This is a genomic window from Streptomyces sp. NPDC007157 (assembly GCF_040634235.1).
GTDB lineage: Bacteria > Actinomycetota > Actinomycetes > Streptomycetales > Streptomycetaceae > Streptomyces.
Genome location: NZ_JBEYFE010000008.1, coordinates 107,928 through 122,033, shown reverse-complemented (window position 1 = coordinate 122,033; position 14,106 = coordinate 107,928). Strand labels below are relative to the sequence as shown.

Annotated in this window: 11 protein-coding genes; 4 read left to right on the top strand and 7 right to left on the bottom strand. The window is 71.5% G+C overall.

Translation table 11 applies throughout. The annotated features are described in order from the left end of the window. Nucleotides 1-19 precede the first annotated feature (19 nt). Together ABZ642_RS17040 and ABZ642_RS17035 are read left to right on the top strand one after the other, a co-directional pair. A complete protein-coding gene (locus tag ABZ642_RS17040; RefSeq protein WP_360483800.1) occupies nucleotides 20-1,408 on the top strand; it encodes an amino acid permease in 1,389 nt (462 codons plus the stop codon). 133 nt (nucleotides 1,409-1,541) lie between these two features. Continuing rightward, nucleotides 1,542-2,189, top strand: coding sequence for a superoxide dismutase (locus ABZ642_RS17035; RefSeq protein WP_360483797.1), 648 nt, complete (start codon nucleotides 1,542-1,544; stop codon nucleotides 2,187-2,189). A gap of 172 nt (nucleotides 2,190-2,361) precedes the next feature. Here ABZ642_RS17035 and ABZ642_RS17030 read toward each other — a convergent pair whose 3' ends face one another. Next, nucleotides 2,362-3,024, bottom strand: a complete 663-nt coding sequence (locus ABZ642_RS17030; protein WP_360483794.1) for a DsbA family protein — start codon at nucleotides 3,022-3,024, stop codon at nucleotides 2,362-2,364. Nucleotides 3,025-3,161: 137 nt separating this feature from the next. Between ABZ642_RS17030 and pepN the strand changes: the two genes are divergently transcribed. Together pepN and ABZ642_RS17020 are read left to right on the top strand one after the other, a co-directional pair. Then, nucleotides 3,162-5,741, top strand: coding sequence for an aminopeptidase N (gene pepN, locus ABZ642_RS17025; RefSeq protein ID WP_360483791.1), 2,580 nt, complete (start codon nucleotides 3,162-3,164; stop codon nucleotides 5,739-5,741). A gap of 207 nt (nucleotides 5,742-5,948) precedes the next feature. Then, nucleotides 5,949-6,998 carry a hypothetical protein gene (locus ABZ642_RS17020; RefSeq protein ID WP_360483789.1) on the top strand — a complete coding sequence of 350 codons (1,050 nt, stop codon included), beginning with the start codon at nucleotides 5,949-5,951 and terminating at the stop codon, nucleotides 6,996-6,998. A gap of 101 nt (nucleotides 6,999-7,099) precedes the next feature. Here ABZ642_RS17020 and ABZ642_RS17015 read toward each other — a convergent pair whose 3' ends face one another. The 6 genes from ABZ642_RS17015 to ABZ642_RS16990 form a co-directional block, all read right to left on the bottom strand. Next, on the bottom strand, nucleotides 7,100-8,302 hold the full coding sequence (locus ABZ642_RS17015) for a glycosyltransferase (RefSeq protein ID WP_360484347.1): 1,203 nt from the start codon (nucleotides 8,300-8,302) through the stop codon (nucleotides 7,100-7,102). Nucleotides 8,303-8,613: 311 nt separating this feature from the next. After that, nucleotides 8,614-9,762 carry a DUF6596 domain-containing protein gene (locus ABZ642_RS17010; protein WP_360484344.1) on the bottom strand — a complete coding sequence of 383 codons (1,149 nt, stop codon included), beginning with the start codon at nucleotides 9,760-9,762 and terminating at the stop codon, nucleotides 8,614-8,616. 8 nt (nucleotides 9,763-9,770) lie between these two features. Next, nucleotides 9,771-10,178, bottom strand: coding sequence for a YciI family protein (locus tag ABZ642_RS17005; protein ID WP_360483786.1), 408 nt, complete (start codon nucleotides 10,176-10,178; stop codon nucleotides 9,771-9,773). Nucleotides 10,179-10,296: 118 nt separating this feature from the next. Beyond that, complete coding sequence (locus ABZ642_RS17000; RefSeq protein WP_360483783.1) at nucleotides 10,297-11,427, bottom strand: serine hydrolase domain-containing protein; 1,131 nt, start codon at nucleotides 11,425-11,427, stop codon at nucleotides 10,297-10,299. Between the two features lie 115 nt (nucleotides 11,428-11,542). Beyond that, nucleotides 11,543-13,321, bottom strand: coding sequence for a TIGR03767 family metallophosphoesterase (locus tag ABZ642_RS16995; RefSeq protein ID WP_360483780.1), 1,779 nt, complete (start codon nucleotides 13,319-13,321; stop codon nucleotides 11,543-11,545). Between the two features lie 245 nt (nucleotides 13,322-13,566). Continuing rightward, nucleotides 13,567-14,040: an NUDIX hydrolase gene (locus ABZ642_RS16990; RefSeq protein WP_360483777.1), complete on the bottom strand. Its 474-nt coding sequence runs from the start codon at nucleotides 14,038-14,040 to the stop codon at nucleotides 13,567-13,569. Nucleotides 14,041-14,106 lie beyond the last annotated feature (66 nt).

Sequence of the window (14,106 nt, the reverse complement as noted above, 5' to 3'; positions counted from 1 at the left end):
CATTGGACGAGCCGCGCCCATGCCGCACAGCACCACCCAGGTCGAGAAGCCGCCCGCACGGGACGCCGACGCCTCCCTCTCCCACGGCCTCAGACAGCGCCACCTCTCGATGATCGCCCTGGGGGGTGTCATCGGCGCGGGTCTGTTCGTGGGCTCCGGCGCGGGGATCGCCGCCGCCGGCCCGTCGGTCGTCATCGCCTACACCCTCTCCGGCCTGCTCGTGATGCTGGTGATGCGGATGCTGGGCGAGATGTCGGCCGCCCATCCGTCGTCGGGTTCCTTCTCGGCGCACGCGGAACGGGCGATCGGCCCCTGGGCGGGCTTCACGGCGGGCTGGTCCTTCTGGGTCCTGCTCTGCACGGCCGTGGGCCTGGAGGGCATCGGCGCCGCGAAGATCGTGACCGGCTGGCTGCCGGGGACCCCGGAGTGGGCCTGGGTGGCCCTCTTCATGGTCGTCTTCTGTGTCACGAACCTGGCCGCGGTGCGCAACTTCGGCGAGTTCGAGTTCTGGTTCGCGGCGCTGAAGGTCGGCGCGATCAGCCTGTTCCTGATCCTGGGCGTCCTGGCGATCGCCGGCGTGCTCCCGGGCACGGACTCCCCGGGCACCACCCATCTCACCGATTTCCTCCCGAACGGCGGCGAGGGCCTGATCGTCGGCCTGCTCGCCTCGGTCTTCGCCTACGGCGGCCTGGAGACGGTCACCATCGCGGCGGCCGAGTCGGAGGACCCGGTGCGGGGCGTGGCGAGCGCGGTGCGCACCGCCATGTGGCGCATCGCCCTGTTCTACATCGGCTCGATGGCGGTCATCGTCACCCTGGTCCCCTGGGACTCGAAGGAGGTCGTCGAGAAGGGCCCGTACGTCGCCGCCCTCGACCACCTGGGCATTCCCGGCGCCGGCCAGGTGATGAACGTGGTCGTCCTGGTCGCCCTGCTCTCCGCGATGAACGCCAACGTCTACGGCTCCTCGCGCATCGCCCACTCCCTGGTGGAGCGCGGCCACGGCCCCAGGGCGCTGGCCAGGGTCTCCGGCGGCGTGCCGCGCCTCGCGGTCCTCACCTCCTGCGTCTTCGGTTTCGTCTGTGTCGTGCTCAGCCACTGGCGTCCGGACGACGTCTTCCCCTGGCTGCTCAACATGATCGGCGCGGTGATCCTGGTGGTCTGGGTCTTCATCGCCGTCTCCCAACTGCTGCTCCGCCGCCGCCAGGAGCGGGAGACCCCCCGGCAGCCGGTCGTCCGGATGTGGGCGTTCCCGTATCTGACGTGGCTGGCGCTGGCCGGCATGACGGCGGTCTTCGTCCTGATGGCCCGTGAGGCGGACACCCGTGCGCAGCTGTACTACACGGGCGGGATGACCGCCGTGCTCGCGGCGGTGGGCTACGTCCGGCAGCGGCGGAGCGCCGGCGCCTGACTCCCCGCCCGTCCCTCGAGGCCCTCACGTGACGACACGTGGGGGCCTCGCCTCTTGCCCGCACCAGGCTTATTGTTGCTAACGTGTAGTTGCAAGTCTGTTGCAATAAGAGGTCCGGAGGGGACTCACTCCCATGCCCGTCTACACGCTCCCTGAACTGCCCTACGACTACTCCGCGCTCGCGCCCGTGATCAGCCCCGAGATCATCGAGCTGCACCACGACAAGCACCACGCCGCCTACGTCAAGGGCGCCAACGACACGCTGGAGCAGCTCGCGGAGGCACGGGACAAGGAGACCTGGGGCTCCGTCAACGGCCTGGAGAAGAACCTGGCCTTCCATCTCTCGGGCCACATCCTGCACAGCATCTACTGGCAGAACATGACCGGCCCGAAGGACGGCGGCGGCGAGCCGCTGGCCGCCGACGGCGTGGGCGACCTGGCCGACGCGATCACCGAGTCCTTCGGCTCCTTCGCCGGCTTCAAGGCCCAGCTCACCAAGGCCGCGGCCACCACCCAGGGTTCGGGCTGGGGGGTCCTCGCCCACGAGCCGCTCAGCGGCCGGCTGATCGTCGAGCAGGTCTACGACCACCAGGGCAACGTCGGCCAGGGCGCCATCCCGATCCTGGTCTTCGACGCCTGGGAGCACGCCTTCTACCTCCAGTACAAGAACCAGAAGGTCGACTTCATCGACGCCATGTGGGCCGTCGTCAACTGGCAGGACGTGGCCCGCCGTCTCGCGGCCGCCAGGTCCCGCGCGGATGTGCTGCTGCCGGCTCCCTGAGCCACCGATGCGCCCTGCCTCGTGATCGTCTTCTCACCGCTCACGGGGGCAGGCGGAAAAAAGGAGGCCCCCGCGAGGACGTGACTCGCGGGGGCTTTCCCGTAGGGGTTCGTCAGGGCCCGCGACCGGGCCGGACGGCAGGGCGCCGATCAGGTCGCGGGCGCGCCGACGTCTACAGGTTGCTGAAGTCGGGGCCCTTGGTGCGGGTCCGCTTGATCTCGTAGAAGCCGGGGACGGAGGCGACCGCGAGGGTGCCGTCCCACAGGCGGGCCGCCTCCTCGCCCTTGGGGGCGGGGGTGACGACCGGGCCGAAGAAGGCGATCTGCTCGCCGTCCGGGCCGGGGACCGCGATGACCGGGGTGCCGACGTCCTGGCCGACCTTGTCGATGCCCTCCTTGTGGGAGGCGCGCAGCTCCGCGTCGAACTCGAAGTCCTCCTGGTCGGCGTAGTCGATCAGGTCGGCCGGCAGACCGACGTCCGCGAGCGCGCCCGCGACGGCCTCCACGGTCGGGCCCTCACCGTTGTTGTGGATACGGGTGCCGAGCGCGGTGTACAGCGGGCCGAGGACGTCGGCGCCGTGCTTCTGCCAGGCCGCGGTGACCACGCGGATCGGCTTCCACGCCTTGGTCTCCAGCAGCTCCCGGTACTCCTCGGGCAGCTCGTCGAGCCTGGGCTCGTTGAGCACCGCGAGGCTCATGATGTGCCAGCGGACCTCGATGTCGCGGACCTTCTCCACTTCCAGGACCCATCGGGAGGTCATCCAGGCCCAGGGGCACAGCGGGTCGAACCAGAAGTCGACGGGGGTCTTGCCGGAACTCGTCACGGTCTCGGACATGGTTCTCCTCGGAATACGGTCCTTTTCGATCCGCAACACCGACCACGGCCACCCCATTCCCGGGTGCCCGTGGTCAGGAGCGCATGGGAGGATCGGTGCTGTTCCGGCGTACCGACAACCATGAGGGAGTGCCGCCCGTGCCCGGTGAGAATCTGTCCCGCGACGAGGCCCGGGAGCGGGCCGCCCTGCTGTCGGTGGACGGCTACGACGTGTCGCTGGACGTGCGGTCGGCCGTCGGCGAGGGCCAAAGCGAGCCACGCACCTTCCGCTCGGTGACCACGATCCGCTTCCGCTGCAACGAGCCGGGCGCGGCGAGCTTCGCCGACCTGATCGCGCCGGGCGTGACCGCGGTGACACTGAACGGCAAGGACCTGGACCCGGGCGAGGTCTTCGACGGCACCCGGATCCTCCTGGAGGACCTGGCCGCGGAGAACGAGCTGGTGGTGGACGCCCGGTGCGCCTACTCCCGCACCGGCGAGGGCCTGCACCGCTTCGTCGACCCCGAGGACGGCGAGGTCTACCTCTACACGCAGTACGAGCCGGCCGACTCCCGCCGGGTCTTCGCCAACTTCGAGCAGCCGGACCTCAAGGCGCCGTTCCGCTTCGAGGTGCGGGCGCCCGAGGAGTGGACGGTGTGGAGCAACGGGGCCGGTGAACTCGCCGACGGGGTGTGGCGGTTCGCGGAGACGAAGCCGATCTCGACGTACATCACGTGCGTGGTGGCGGGCCCGTACCACTACGTGACGGACGCGTACGCGCGCACGCTCCCCGACGGGACGACGCTGGAGATCCCGCTCGGCGCGATGTGCCGCAAGGGCCTGGCCCCCTACTTCGACGCGGACGACGTCTTCCTCGTCACCAAGCAGGGCCTGGACTTCTTCCACGACCACTTCGACTACCCGTACCCGTTCGGGAAGTACGACCAGGCGTTCGTGCCCGAGTACAACCTCGGCGCGATGGAGAACCCGGGTCTGGTCACGTTCCGGGAGGAGTACATCTTCCGGGGCAAGGTGACCCAGGCGTCCTACGAGGCGCGGGCCAACGTCATCCTGCACGAGATGGCGCACATGTGGTTCGGCGACCTGGTCACCATGGTGTGGTGGGACGACCTGTGGCTGAAGGAGTCCTTCGCGGACTTCATGGGCACCTTCGCGAACGTCAACGCGACCCGTTTCACCAACGCCTGGACCACCTTCGCCAACCGCCGCAAGGCCTGGGCCTACCGCGCCGACCAGCTGCCGTCCACGCACCCGATCACGGCCGACATCCGCGACCTGCAGGACGCCAAGCTCAACTTCGACGGCATCACCTACGCCAAGGGCGCCTCCGTCCTCAAGCAGCTGGTGGCCTACGTCGGCCAGGACGCCTTCCTGGAGGGCGCCCGCCGCTACTTCAAGCGCAACGCGTACGGCAACACCCGGCTCGGTGATCTGCTGTCGGTCCTTGAGGAGACCAGCGGCCGGGACATGAGCGCCTGGGCCGGGAAGTGGCTCCAGACGGCGGGGGTGAACTCGCTGACCCCACAGGTGCTGCTGGACGGGGACGGCAGGGTGGCCGAGGTGGCGGTGGTGCAGGAGGCCGCCGAGTCGCATCCCGAGCTGCGCCCGCACCGGGTCGCGGTCGGCCTCTACCGCCGTACGGCCGAGGGCGAGCTGGAGCGGTACGCGCGCGCGGAGACGGACGTCGACGGCCCGCGCACGGTGATCGCCGACCTGGCCGGCGCCGAGGCCCCGGAGCTGGTCCTGGTCAACGACGACGACCTCACCTACTGCAAGATCCGCTTCGACGACACCTCGCTGGCGACGCTCCGGGACCACCTGGGCGCCCTGACCGACCCGCTGGCCCGCGCCCTGTGCTGGTCGGCGCTGTGGAACCTGACCAGGGACGCGCTGCTGCCGGCCCGGGACTTCGTCGACCTGGTGCTGCGGTTCGCGAGCCGCGAGTCGGACATCGGGGTGCTGCAGATGCTGCACGCGTGGGCGAACTCGGCGCTGGTGAACTACGTGGCGCCCGAGCGGCGGGAGACGGCCGGGCGGCGGCTCGCGGAGGGCGCCCTGCGGGAGCTGCGGCAGGCCGAGCCGGGCAGCGAGCACCAGCTGGCCTGGGCGCGGTTCTTCGCGTCGACGGCGGCGGACGGGGCCGACTTCCGGCTGCTCCAGGAGCTGCTGTCGGGCACGGCCACGATCGACGGCCTGGACGTCGACCAGGAGCTGCGCTGGGCGTTCCTCGAACCCCTCGCCGCGCACGGCGTGGCCGACGAGTCCGCGCTGACGGCCGAACTGACCCGCGACGACACCGCGTCCGGCAAGCGCCACCAGGTGCGCTGCCTGGCCGCCCGGCCCTCGGCGGCCGTGAAGGCGCAGGCCTGGGCGCAGGTCGTGGAGTCGCAGGCGCTGTCCAACGCGCTGGTGGAGGCGACGATCGCGGGCTTCGCCCAGTCGTCGCAGCGGGACCTGCTGGCGCCCTACGCGGAGAAGTACTTCGAGGTCATCGCGCGGATCTGGGAGGACCGCTCGATCCAGATCGGCATGGACGTGGTCCGGGGCCTGTACCCCTCGCTCCAGGACCGCCCGGAGACGCTGGAGGCGACGGACGCCTGGCTGACGGCGCACGCCGACGCGCCGCCCGCGCTGCGCCGGCTGGTCCTGGAGGCCCGCGACGACCTGGCCCGGACGCTGCGCGGACAGGAGTGCGACGCGCGGGCCGTGACCGGCTGACCTTTGGCCTTGGGTTTCCCGCCGGGTGACCGTTACGGAATTCAGTCAATCATGACCGTAACCCCTGGTCCGCACCCGATCGGACCAGGGGTTTTCGCCCCCTACTCGGCACTCGAACACCTGACCTTTAGCATCATTCTGTCCGCATTCTTCAACAGGAACGTAACAGCGGTTAACGGGCAGACCGGACAAGGGAATCTCCGGTCCATGACCCACAACACCCCGCTCTCCCCCCGCCCCCTCCGCCACCTCTCCGACGTCCACCGCCGGGTGCTGACGACGGCTCAACTCCGTTCCCACGGCGTCCCGGCCACCGAGATCACCGAGCAGTGCCGGGCGGACGGCCCCTGGCAGCAGCTGCTCCCCGGGGTGATCCTGCTCCACCCCGGCCCGCCGACCAGCGAGGAACGCCTGCACGGAGCGCTGCTGTTCGCCGCCCGTGAGCCGGCCCCCGGCGTCCCGGTCCAGCCGGGCGCCGACTCCCCGCACCGCACGGTCTACCCGGAGGCGATGATCACGGGTCTGGCGGCGCTGACCCTCCACGGCTTCTCCGCCACCCCGCCGCTCCTCTCCCTGGACCACGTGGACGTCCTGGTCCCGCGCCTGCGCCGGATCCGCTCCACCTCCTACGTCCGGGTGCTCCGCACCTCGGCCCTGCCGACCCCCGAGCCGGTGACCGGCCTGCCCGTCGCCCCGGTCCCGCGCGCCCTCGCGGACGCGGTGGCGGACCTGACCGACGCGGAGGCGGTACGACGGCTGCTGACGGAGGCGGTCCGCGGCCACCACTGCGAACCGGCCGCGGTGGTAAGGGCGTTGAACGAGGCGAAGCTGCTGTCCCGCCCGCACGTGGTGGACGCCGTCGACTCACTGGTCGCCGAGGGCCGGGCCATCGCCGAGGACCGCCTCTACCGGATGGTCCACGAGTACGGCCTGCCCGCCCCGGTGTGGAACGTGGACCTGCGCCTGCCCGGCGGCCCCCACCTGGGCGGCCTGGACGCCTACTGGCCCGAGCAGGCGGTGGCGGTCGAACTGGACACCCGGGCCCCGCGCCAGGGCGACCGGCAGGACGACGACGCCCTGTGGTCCGAATACGCCTGCAAGCGCGAGCACCTGGAGCGGCTGGGCATCACCGTCGTCCACCTCACCCCGAAGAAGCTCCGCGACGCGATGGAGCAGCAGGCGGCGGTGATCCGTACGGCACTGATGGCGGCCGACGACCGGGACCCGGCCGCGTATGTCGTGGTGCTGCCCCGATAACGAGGGGGGTCGCCGCCAGGAGGGGAGAGGAGGGGCCGCCGGTCGGAGGGGGACCGGCGGCCCCTCCTCACGTCGCGGCGGCCCTTCACCGGCCCGCTCTCCTACTGCCCGCTGACGCCTGGGCGCAGTTCGTCGCGCACGTCGCCGGCGACGCGGTCGAGCAGGTCGGCGTACGCGGCGATCATCCGGGTACGGCTGAACCGCTCGCGGCTCGCCAGCAGCGCCGGTGCGAACGCGTCCCGCTCGGCCACCGCCGCCGACCACGCGAAGGCGATCGCGTCGGGGTCGAAGGGCGTCACGAGACCGTGGCCCGCCACGATCGACGCGCTGTCGCCGACGTCGGTCGTCACCGGTACGGCGCCGCACATCATGCCCTCGATCAGGCAGAGCGGCGCCGCCTCGCCGGAGACGGAGGTGAGGGCGACGACGTCGGAGCCGGCATAGACGGCCTCCATGTCGTGCCGTACGCCCAAGAGGTGCACGCGGTCGCCGAGGGCGGCCCGGTCGGCGCCGAAGGCGATCTCCATGTCGGCCCAGAGGGCCGGGTTGTCCTCGGTCATCCCGGCGCCGCACATGACCACGTGCCCACCGCCCTCACGGGCCAGCCACGCCCGGGCCGCCCGCAGGAAGAGCGGCACGTTCTTCATGCCCGCGTACCGGGCGGCGAAGACGACGACGGGGGCGGTGGCCGGGATCCCGGCGGACTCGCGGAACGCGAGGCGCGCCGCCGCGTCCGGGCGGAAACGGAGCAGGTCGACCCCGTTCGGGATGAGGTGCAGCAGCTCACCGGGGATGCCGGCGGCCTCGTACGCGTCCCGCGTCGACTCGGCGCAGCACACGCAGGCGACCACCGTGCCGTCCGCGATGGCTGCCTTCAGTTCGTCCAGCGCCGGGCCCTGGTTCTCCGGGTCGGACCGGTGCAGGCAGACGACGACGGGGCGACGGGGCAGCCCGGCCTGGTTGAGGAGCGCGAGCGGCTGCTCCTTCAGGGAGAGGATGACGTCCGCGCCGGCCATCGCCCGCGCGGTATCGGCCAACTCGGGTCCGCTGAAAACCGACGCCGCGACAGTGCCGTCGACGAGGCCCGCGGTACGGCCGAGGGAGGTGACGTCGATGCCGCCGGCGGTGAGGGCGCGGTAGCAGGCGTCGTCCTCCATCCGTTGCGTGGTGGCTTCCCGGTGGACCTCACCGTGCAGACTCAACACGCGATGCCACTGCTGACCGCCCTCGACGAGGCCGAGCAGCACATCACTGTGCACGATCCGGGCTCCCCCGGAGAAAAAACCCTCGTAGACCGAGAGCACACGAAGTCCGAGCCGAGCGCCCACACGACCACCTGCCTTGCACCAGATCGAGCCATCCCCGGGAACCGCGGGTTAGCCGATATGAGGCGGTACGGACGTTTCATTCGGATGAACGGTATGTCTCGTATCGGAGTCCGATTCATTTACACGGCGGGTACTGGGACCGTCACTCGCGGCATCGTCCGACGACTCTCGTTGTCACCCTTCTGACCTGCGGTTTTACGGGACCTTGTCGGGGCGGCGGGAGGCACGGGGCCGACCCGGCGGACGGCAAAAAATCGGCAAGCGCGCCACCCGAACGTACGACGGTGTCAGTGACGGTCGCGGCGGGCGTTGAGCCGGGCGGCCTGACGGGTCAGATGGTCGCGTTCGGCGAGGTGGGTCGCCTTCCGGGCCGCCTCGGCGTAGAGCCGGGCCGCGGTCGCCAGGTCGCCGTCGCGCTCGCGGAGGTAGGCGGCGACCGCGGTGTGCCGGGGCAGGGCGGGGTCGAGCGCCGCCAGCGCGGCCAGCCCGGCGCGGGGTCCGTCGGCCTCGCCCACGGCGACCGCGCGGTTGAGCCGGACCACCGGGCTGTCGGTCAGGCGCGCGAGTTCGTCGTACCACTCGACGATCTGCACCCAGTCGGTCTCCCCGGCGGTGGGCGCGTCCGCGTGGAGCGCGGCGATCGCGGCCTGGGCCTGGAACTCGCCGAGCCGGTCGCGGGCGAGGGCCGTCTGGAGGATCGCGACGCCCTCGGCGATCAGGCGGGTGTCCCAGCGGCCGCGGTCCTGCTCGGCGAGCGGGACCAGGCTGCCGTCGGGCGCGGTCCGGGCGGCACGGCGGGCGTGGTGGAGCAGCATGAGGGCGAGCAGGCCCGCCACCTCGGGGTGGTCGATCGAGGCGGCGAGCTGCCGGGTGAGCCGGATGGCCTCGGCGGCGAGGTCGACGTCGCCGGAGTACCCCTCGTTGAAGACCAGGTAGAGGACGCGCAGCACGGTGGCGACATCGCCGGGCCGGTCGAAGCGCACGCCGGAGACGGTGCGCTTGGCCCGGCTGATGCGCTGGGCCATCGTCGCCTCCGGGACCAGGTAGGCCTGGGCGATCTGCCGGGTGGTGAGGCCGCCGACGGCGCGCAGCGTGAGCGCGACCGCGGACGACGGGGTCAGGGACGGGTGGGCGCACAGGAAGTAGAGCTGGAGCGTGTCGTCCCCCGCGGGCGCCGGCCCGGGGGCCGGCTCCTCGTCGACGAGGTCCTCGCGCCGGCGGCGGGCGGTGTCCGCCCGGGTGGCGTCGAGGAACCTGCGCCAGGCCACGGTGACCAGCCAGCCCTTCGGGTCCCGCGGCGGGTCGGCAGGCCAGACCCGGAGCGCCTCGACGAGCGCGTCCTGTACGGCGTCCTCGGCCGCCGCGAAATCGGCTCCGCGGCGGACGAGGATCCCGAGCACGCCCGGCGTGAGGCTCCGGATCAGAGCCTCGTTCACCTCCGGGGTCATTCCGTGATCGTGGGCCGCACGCCGTAGAACGGGCGCAGCTCCAGCCACTCGTGGATCGGCCTGCCCCCGGCCCCGGGGGCGGCCGACAGCTCCCCCGCCAGCTCGACGGCACGCTCGTAGCTGTCGACGTCGATGATCATCCAGCCGGCGATGAGGTCCTTGGTCTCCGCGAACGGTCCGTCGGTGACCGGCGGCCGCCCCTCACCGCCGTACTGGACGAACGTCCCCTCCGGAGCCAGCGCCTGGCTGTCGACGAACTCGCCGCTCTTCTCCAGCCGCGCCGCGAAGTCGTTCATGTACTGCAGGTGGGCCGAGATCTCCTCGGGCGTCCACTGGTCCATGGGCACGTCGTTGACCGATGCCGGGGCGCCTCGGTAGTGCTTCAGCAGCAGGTACTTGGCCATGGTGGTTCTCCTCGGTGCTGGTGCGACCCATTGTGGCCGCGCTCATCCCTGGGACGGAGCGGACCGCGCGTTCTCGACATCGCCGCCGGATTTCTTTTCGGGCGCTCGCGGAAGGCGGTCAGTCCCCGCAGAACTCCGCGTCCAGGACCGTGCCCGGGTCGCCCTTCCAGTCGCCGTTGAAGTTGGCGGCCAGGGCGTGGCGGCCGTCGGCGGTGGTGGCCGCCGTGGAGGTGGAGCCGTGGATGCCGCCGTCGTGGCCCCAGACGTGGACGCCGCAGGAGAGGGTGTGGTCGATCAGGCCGAGGCCGTAGGCGCTGTTGGGGTCGCCGGGGACGGGGACCGTGGTCTTCATCTCCTTCAGCTGGTACGCGGGGAGGAGGCGGCCGCGCAGCAGGGCCTCGTAGAAGCGGGTCAGGTCGGCGGAGGTGGAGATCATCTCGCCGGCCGAGGAGGCCATCGAGGGGTTGAGGGTGGTGACGTCGTAGGTGGGGCCGGCCGGGTCGGTCAGTTTCGAGTAGGCGCGGCTGCTCGGGCGCGGGAGGGTGGTGCGGGTGCCGGGGAGGGACGTGCCGGTCAGGTGGAGCGGCTCGATGACCCGGTGCGTGATCTCCCGGGCGTACGAGTGACCGGTCACCGCCTTGATCACCATGCCGGCCAGGACGTAGTTCGTGTTGGAGTAGGACCAGCTCGTCCCCGGTGCGAACGCGGGCTTGTGCTTCATCGCGATTCCCAGCAGGTCGGCGGGTGTCAGGGTGTCGTAGCGGTGCCGGAAGAAGCCGTCCTTCAGGAAGTACGCGCGGCCGAAGTCCTCGTCCGCCGTGTAGTTGAAGATGCCGCTGGTGTGGTCGAGGAGCTGGCGGACGGTGACGCGGCGGCCGTCGTTGCCGTGGCCGCGGACCACTCCGGGCAGCCACTTGTCCACCGTGTCGTCCAGGGACAGGCGGCCCTCCGCCTCCAGTTGGAGCAGGACCGTGGAGACGAAGGTCTTCGTGATGCTGCCGACCCGGTAGTGGTCGGACGCGGAACGCGGGGCGCCGGTGCGGGTGTCGCCCACCCCGGCCGTCGTCGACCAGGTGCCGTGCGGGTCGCGGGCCGTGGCGGTCACCCCGGGCACGCCGGCCGCGACCGCGGCCCGCACCGCCTCGCGGGTGGCCTGGTGGCCGGCGGCGGGTGCCGCCACCGCCGGTGCCACCAGTGCCGCCGAGGCGGCCAGGGCCGTGGCCGCCACCAGTGTCGTACGTACGTACATGTCTCTCCCCCAGTTGGGTCACCGGTCGAGTCGACGTGGTCGTCGGACTCGGTCGGGGGGAGGGACACCGCCGTGATCGGCGAGGTTGCCCGGCTGTGGGCCGGTTGGGTGAGTTTCAGCCCTTCTTGAGGACCAGCTCCGTGTTCCGGTCCGCCGGGTCGCCGCCCAGGACCTTGCTGGAACCGGGGGCGTTGAAGGCCAGTTCGCGGTAAAGAGCCGCGAGGCCGGTCTGGGAGAGGTCGGAGAAGTCCGTGCGGTGCGGGGCGGCGGACTCGATCAGCGTGGTGAAGAGCGAGACCGTGCCGTCCTTGTTGTCCGCCAGCTCCACGACCCGGGCCAGCTGCGGGTAGTCCACGTGCGAGGCGGTGGTGACCTCCCAGAACGAGTTGCCGTTCGAGGCCTTGTGCGGGGTGATGAGGTTGCGGTGGATGTGGCCGTTCACCCAGGCCAGCACGTTGGCGTGCCGGTTGAGGAGGGTGACCAGCTCGGCGCCCGAGTGGCGGCGGTCGCTCGGGTGGGCGGGGTCGGGGCGGGTGTTGGTCATCGTCCGGCTGGTGTGGTGGCTGAAGACGACCGCGTAGGAGTCCTTGTTCTCCCGCAGGGTCCGCTCCAGCCAGGCCAGTTGGACCGAGCCGATCGATCCGTCGTAGTGGCCGCCGGCGTCCGTCGTGTCGAGGCTGATGCCGATGACGTCGTCGGAGATACGGAAGGCGTAGTACTGGGTGCCCGCGGCCAGGTTCGCGGAGGAGTAGCCGTGGCCGACCGGGCCGAGGCCCTGGTGGGCCGGGTCCAGGTGGGCCTTGAGGTAGTCCGACGCCGTGTAGGGGGCGCGCTTCTCGTCCGCCGTGACCGAGCGCATCGAACGGGCGTGGGCCTTCAGGAAGTCGCGGTAGCCGCTGCCCTTGGGGTCCCGGGCGGTGCGGATGGAGTCCTGGAGCTTCTTGGCCTCGGCGTCGGTCACCGTCATCAGCTTCTTGCCGGCGATCGCGGCCGCGGCCAGGTAGGGGTCGGCGTGCGAGCCGTAGCAGCCGAGCGGCAGCGTGTCGTGGTTGCCGACGGTGGAGTACCAGGGGAGGTTGAGGCCGGGGCTGTTCACCTCGCGGATCGCGGCGGCGAGGAAGCCCGCCAGGTGCGGGAAGCCGAGCGCCTTGTCGCCGTCGCGGACGGTGGAGCTCGCCTGCCAGTACAGCTTGAGGCCGCTGTTCTGCACGCCCTCGTAGTGCTTGGGGTCACCGCTGTTGGGGGTGATCCGGCCGCCGCTCATCACCTTCATGAACCACTCCAGCTCGGAGTGGGCGTTGTTGTCGGTGTTGTCGCCGGTCGTCATCACGAAGTGCAGCGGGGAGCCGGTGACGGGGGCGCCGCGCAGCGCGTTCACGCGCTCGACGAGGGAGATGGCACCGGGCACGGTGAGCGCCTCGTGGGGGCGCCAGGCGTGCGGGTCGTGGGCGCGCAGGTACTCCAGGCGCAGCGGGTGCTGGACGTCCATCAGATGCAGGTCGGTGAACTGCACGAATGCGGCCAGGGCGGTACGGCGGCTCGCCCGGCCGGACTTGGCGGCGGCCAGGTCGGAGCGGACCACGCGCGACCAGCCGGCGCCGTCGCCGAGCCGCCGGTAGCCGGAGCCGGTGCGGGGCGCGGCGACGGAGGCGAGGGTGGTGCCCTTGGTGTACGGCGCGAGGGGCGCCGCGGCGGCCTGGCGGCCCTCGGCGACCGGCTGCGGCTCGTCGGTCGCGGCGGGCGCGGCCTGGCTGTCGGTGGGGCGCAGGGCGTAGCCGACGCCCGCGGAGAGCGAGACGGCTCCGGCGGCGGCGAGCACGGTACGACGGTTGATCTCCAGTGCCTCGCGGCCCTTCTGGGCCGCGGAGGTGGCGACTGAGCGTATGCGCGACATGGCGCGGTCTCCCCGAGTGCGAACGCGTCCGGCAGTGGTCACGGGCGATCGCTTCCGCGAACTTCCCGCTCACTCTGGATCGTTGGCATCGGGGATGGCCTGCGCGTGAACGCGGCGGCAACGCGCAACGCCGATCACCGTACGTGGATCAGGCGAGGTGGGGACCGGTCATGGAGCGGATTGCGGGCGGCCGGGGTCCGGTCACTCCGCGTTCATCTGCCGGGGAAGGGGAGGGTCTCCGGCGCTTACGACTGCGACGACTGCTCCGGTGCGAACCGCCCCGCCGCCGGCCGCTCCCGCCACAGCCGCAGCGCGACGTCGACCAGCCGGATGTGCCGGAGGTCCGGTACGGCGTCGAGGTCGTGCCAGGCGGCCATGTCGGTGGAGCCGTTCACCTCGTTCCTCAGCTCGCCGCCGACGATCTCGCCGGTGTAGACGATCCGCACGCTGTGGTGGTCGGTGGGCAGGCACAGCGGGCCCTCGGCGGCGAAGTGGTGCCGGAGGGAGTCGATGCCCAGCAGTCCGGTCACCTCGATGCGGTAGCCGGTCTCCTCCATGAGCTCGCGGCGGACCGTGTCGTAGGGGTCCTCGCCGTGCTCCATGCCGCCACCGGGCAGGACCCACTCGGGCACGCCGTCGTCATCGGGCGACCGGGCCAGCAGGATCTGTCCGTCACGGACGCACACGGCGTAGGCCGCCACCCTCAGCTTCTCGCGCACATCGGCACGGTAGGGCCCGCGGGGTCCGGCGGCCAACGGGATTTCCTTTCACAGCAAGGACACAGA

Coding starts and splice junctions, on each gene's coding strand:
- ABZ642_RS17040 (WP_360483800.1), top strand. CDS start 20: ATGCCGCACAGCACCACCCAGGTCGAGAAGCCGCCCGCACGGGACGCC.
- ABZ642_RS17035 (WP_360483797.1), top strand. CDS start 1,542: ATGCCCGTCTACACGCTCCCTGAACTGCCCTACGACTACTCCGCGCTC.
- ABZ642_RS17030 (WP_360483794.1), bottom strand. CDS start 3,024: ATGTCCGAGACCGTGACGAGTTCCGGCAAGACCCCCGTCGACTTCTGG.
- ABZ642_RS17020 (WP_360483789.1), top strand. CDS start 5,949: ATGACCCACAACACCCCGCTCTCCCCCCGCCCCCTCCGCCACCTCTCC.
- ABZ642_RS17005 (WP_360483786.1), bottom strand. CDS start 10,178: ATGGCCAAGTACCTGCTGCTGAAGCACTACCGAGGCGCCCCGGCATCG.
- ABZ642_RS17000 (WP_360483783.1), bottom strand. CDS start 11,427: ATGTACGTACGTACGACACTGGTGGCGGCCACGGCCCTGGCCGCCTCG.
- ABZ642_RS16995 (WP_360483780.1), bottom strand. CDS start 13,321: ATGTCGCGCATACGCTCAGTCGCCACCTCCGCGGCCCAGAAGGGCCGC.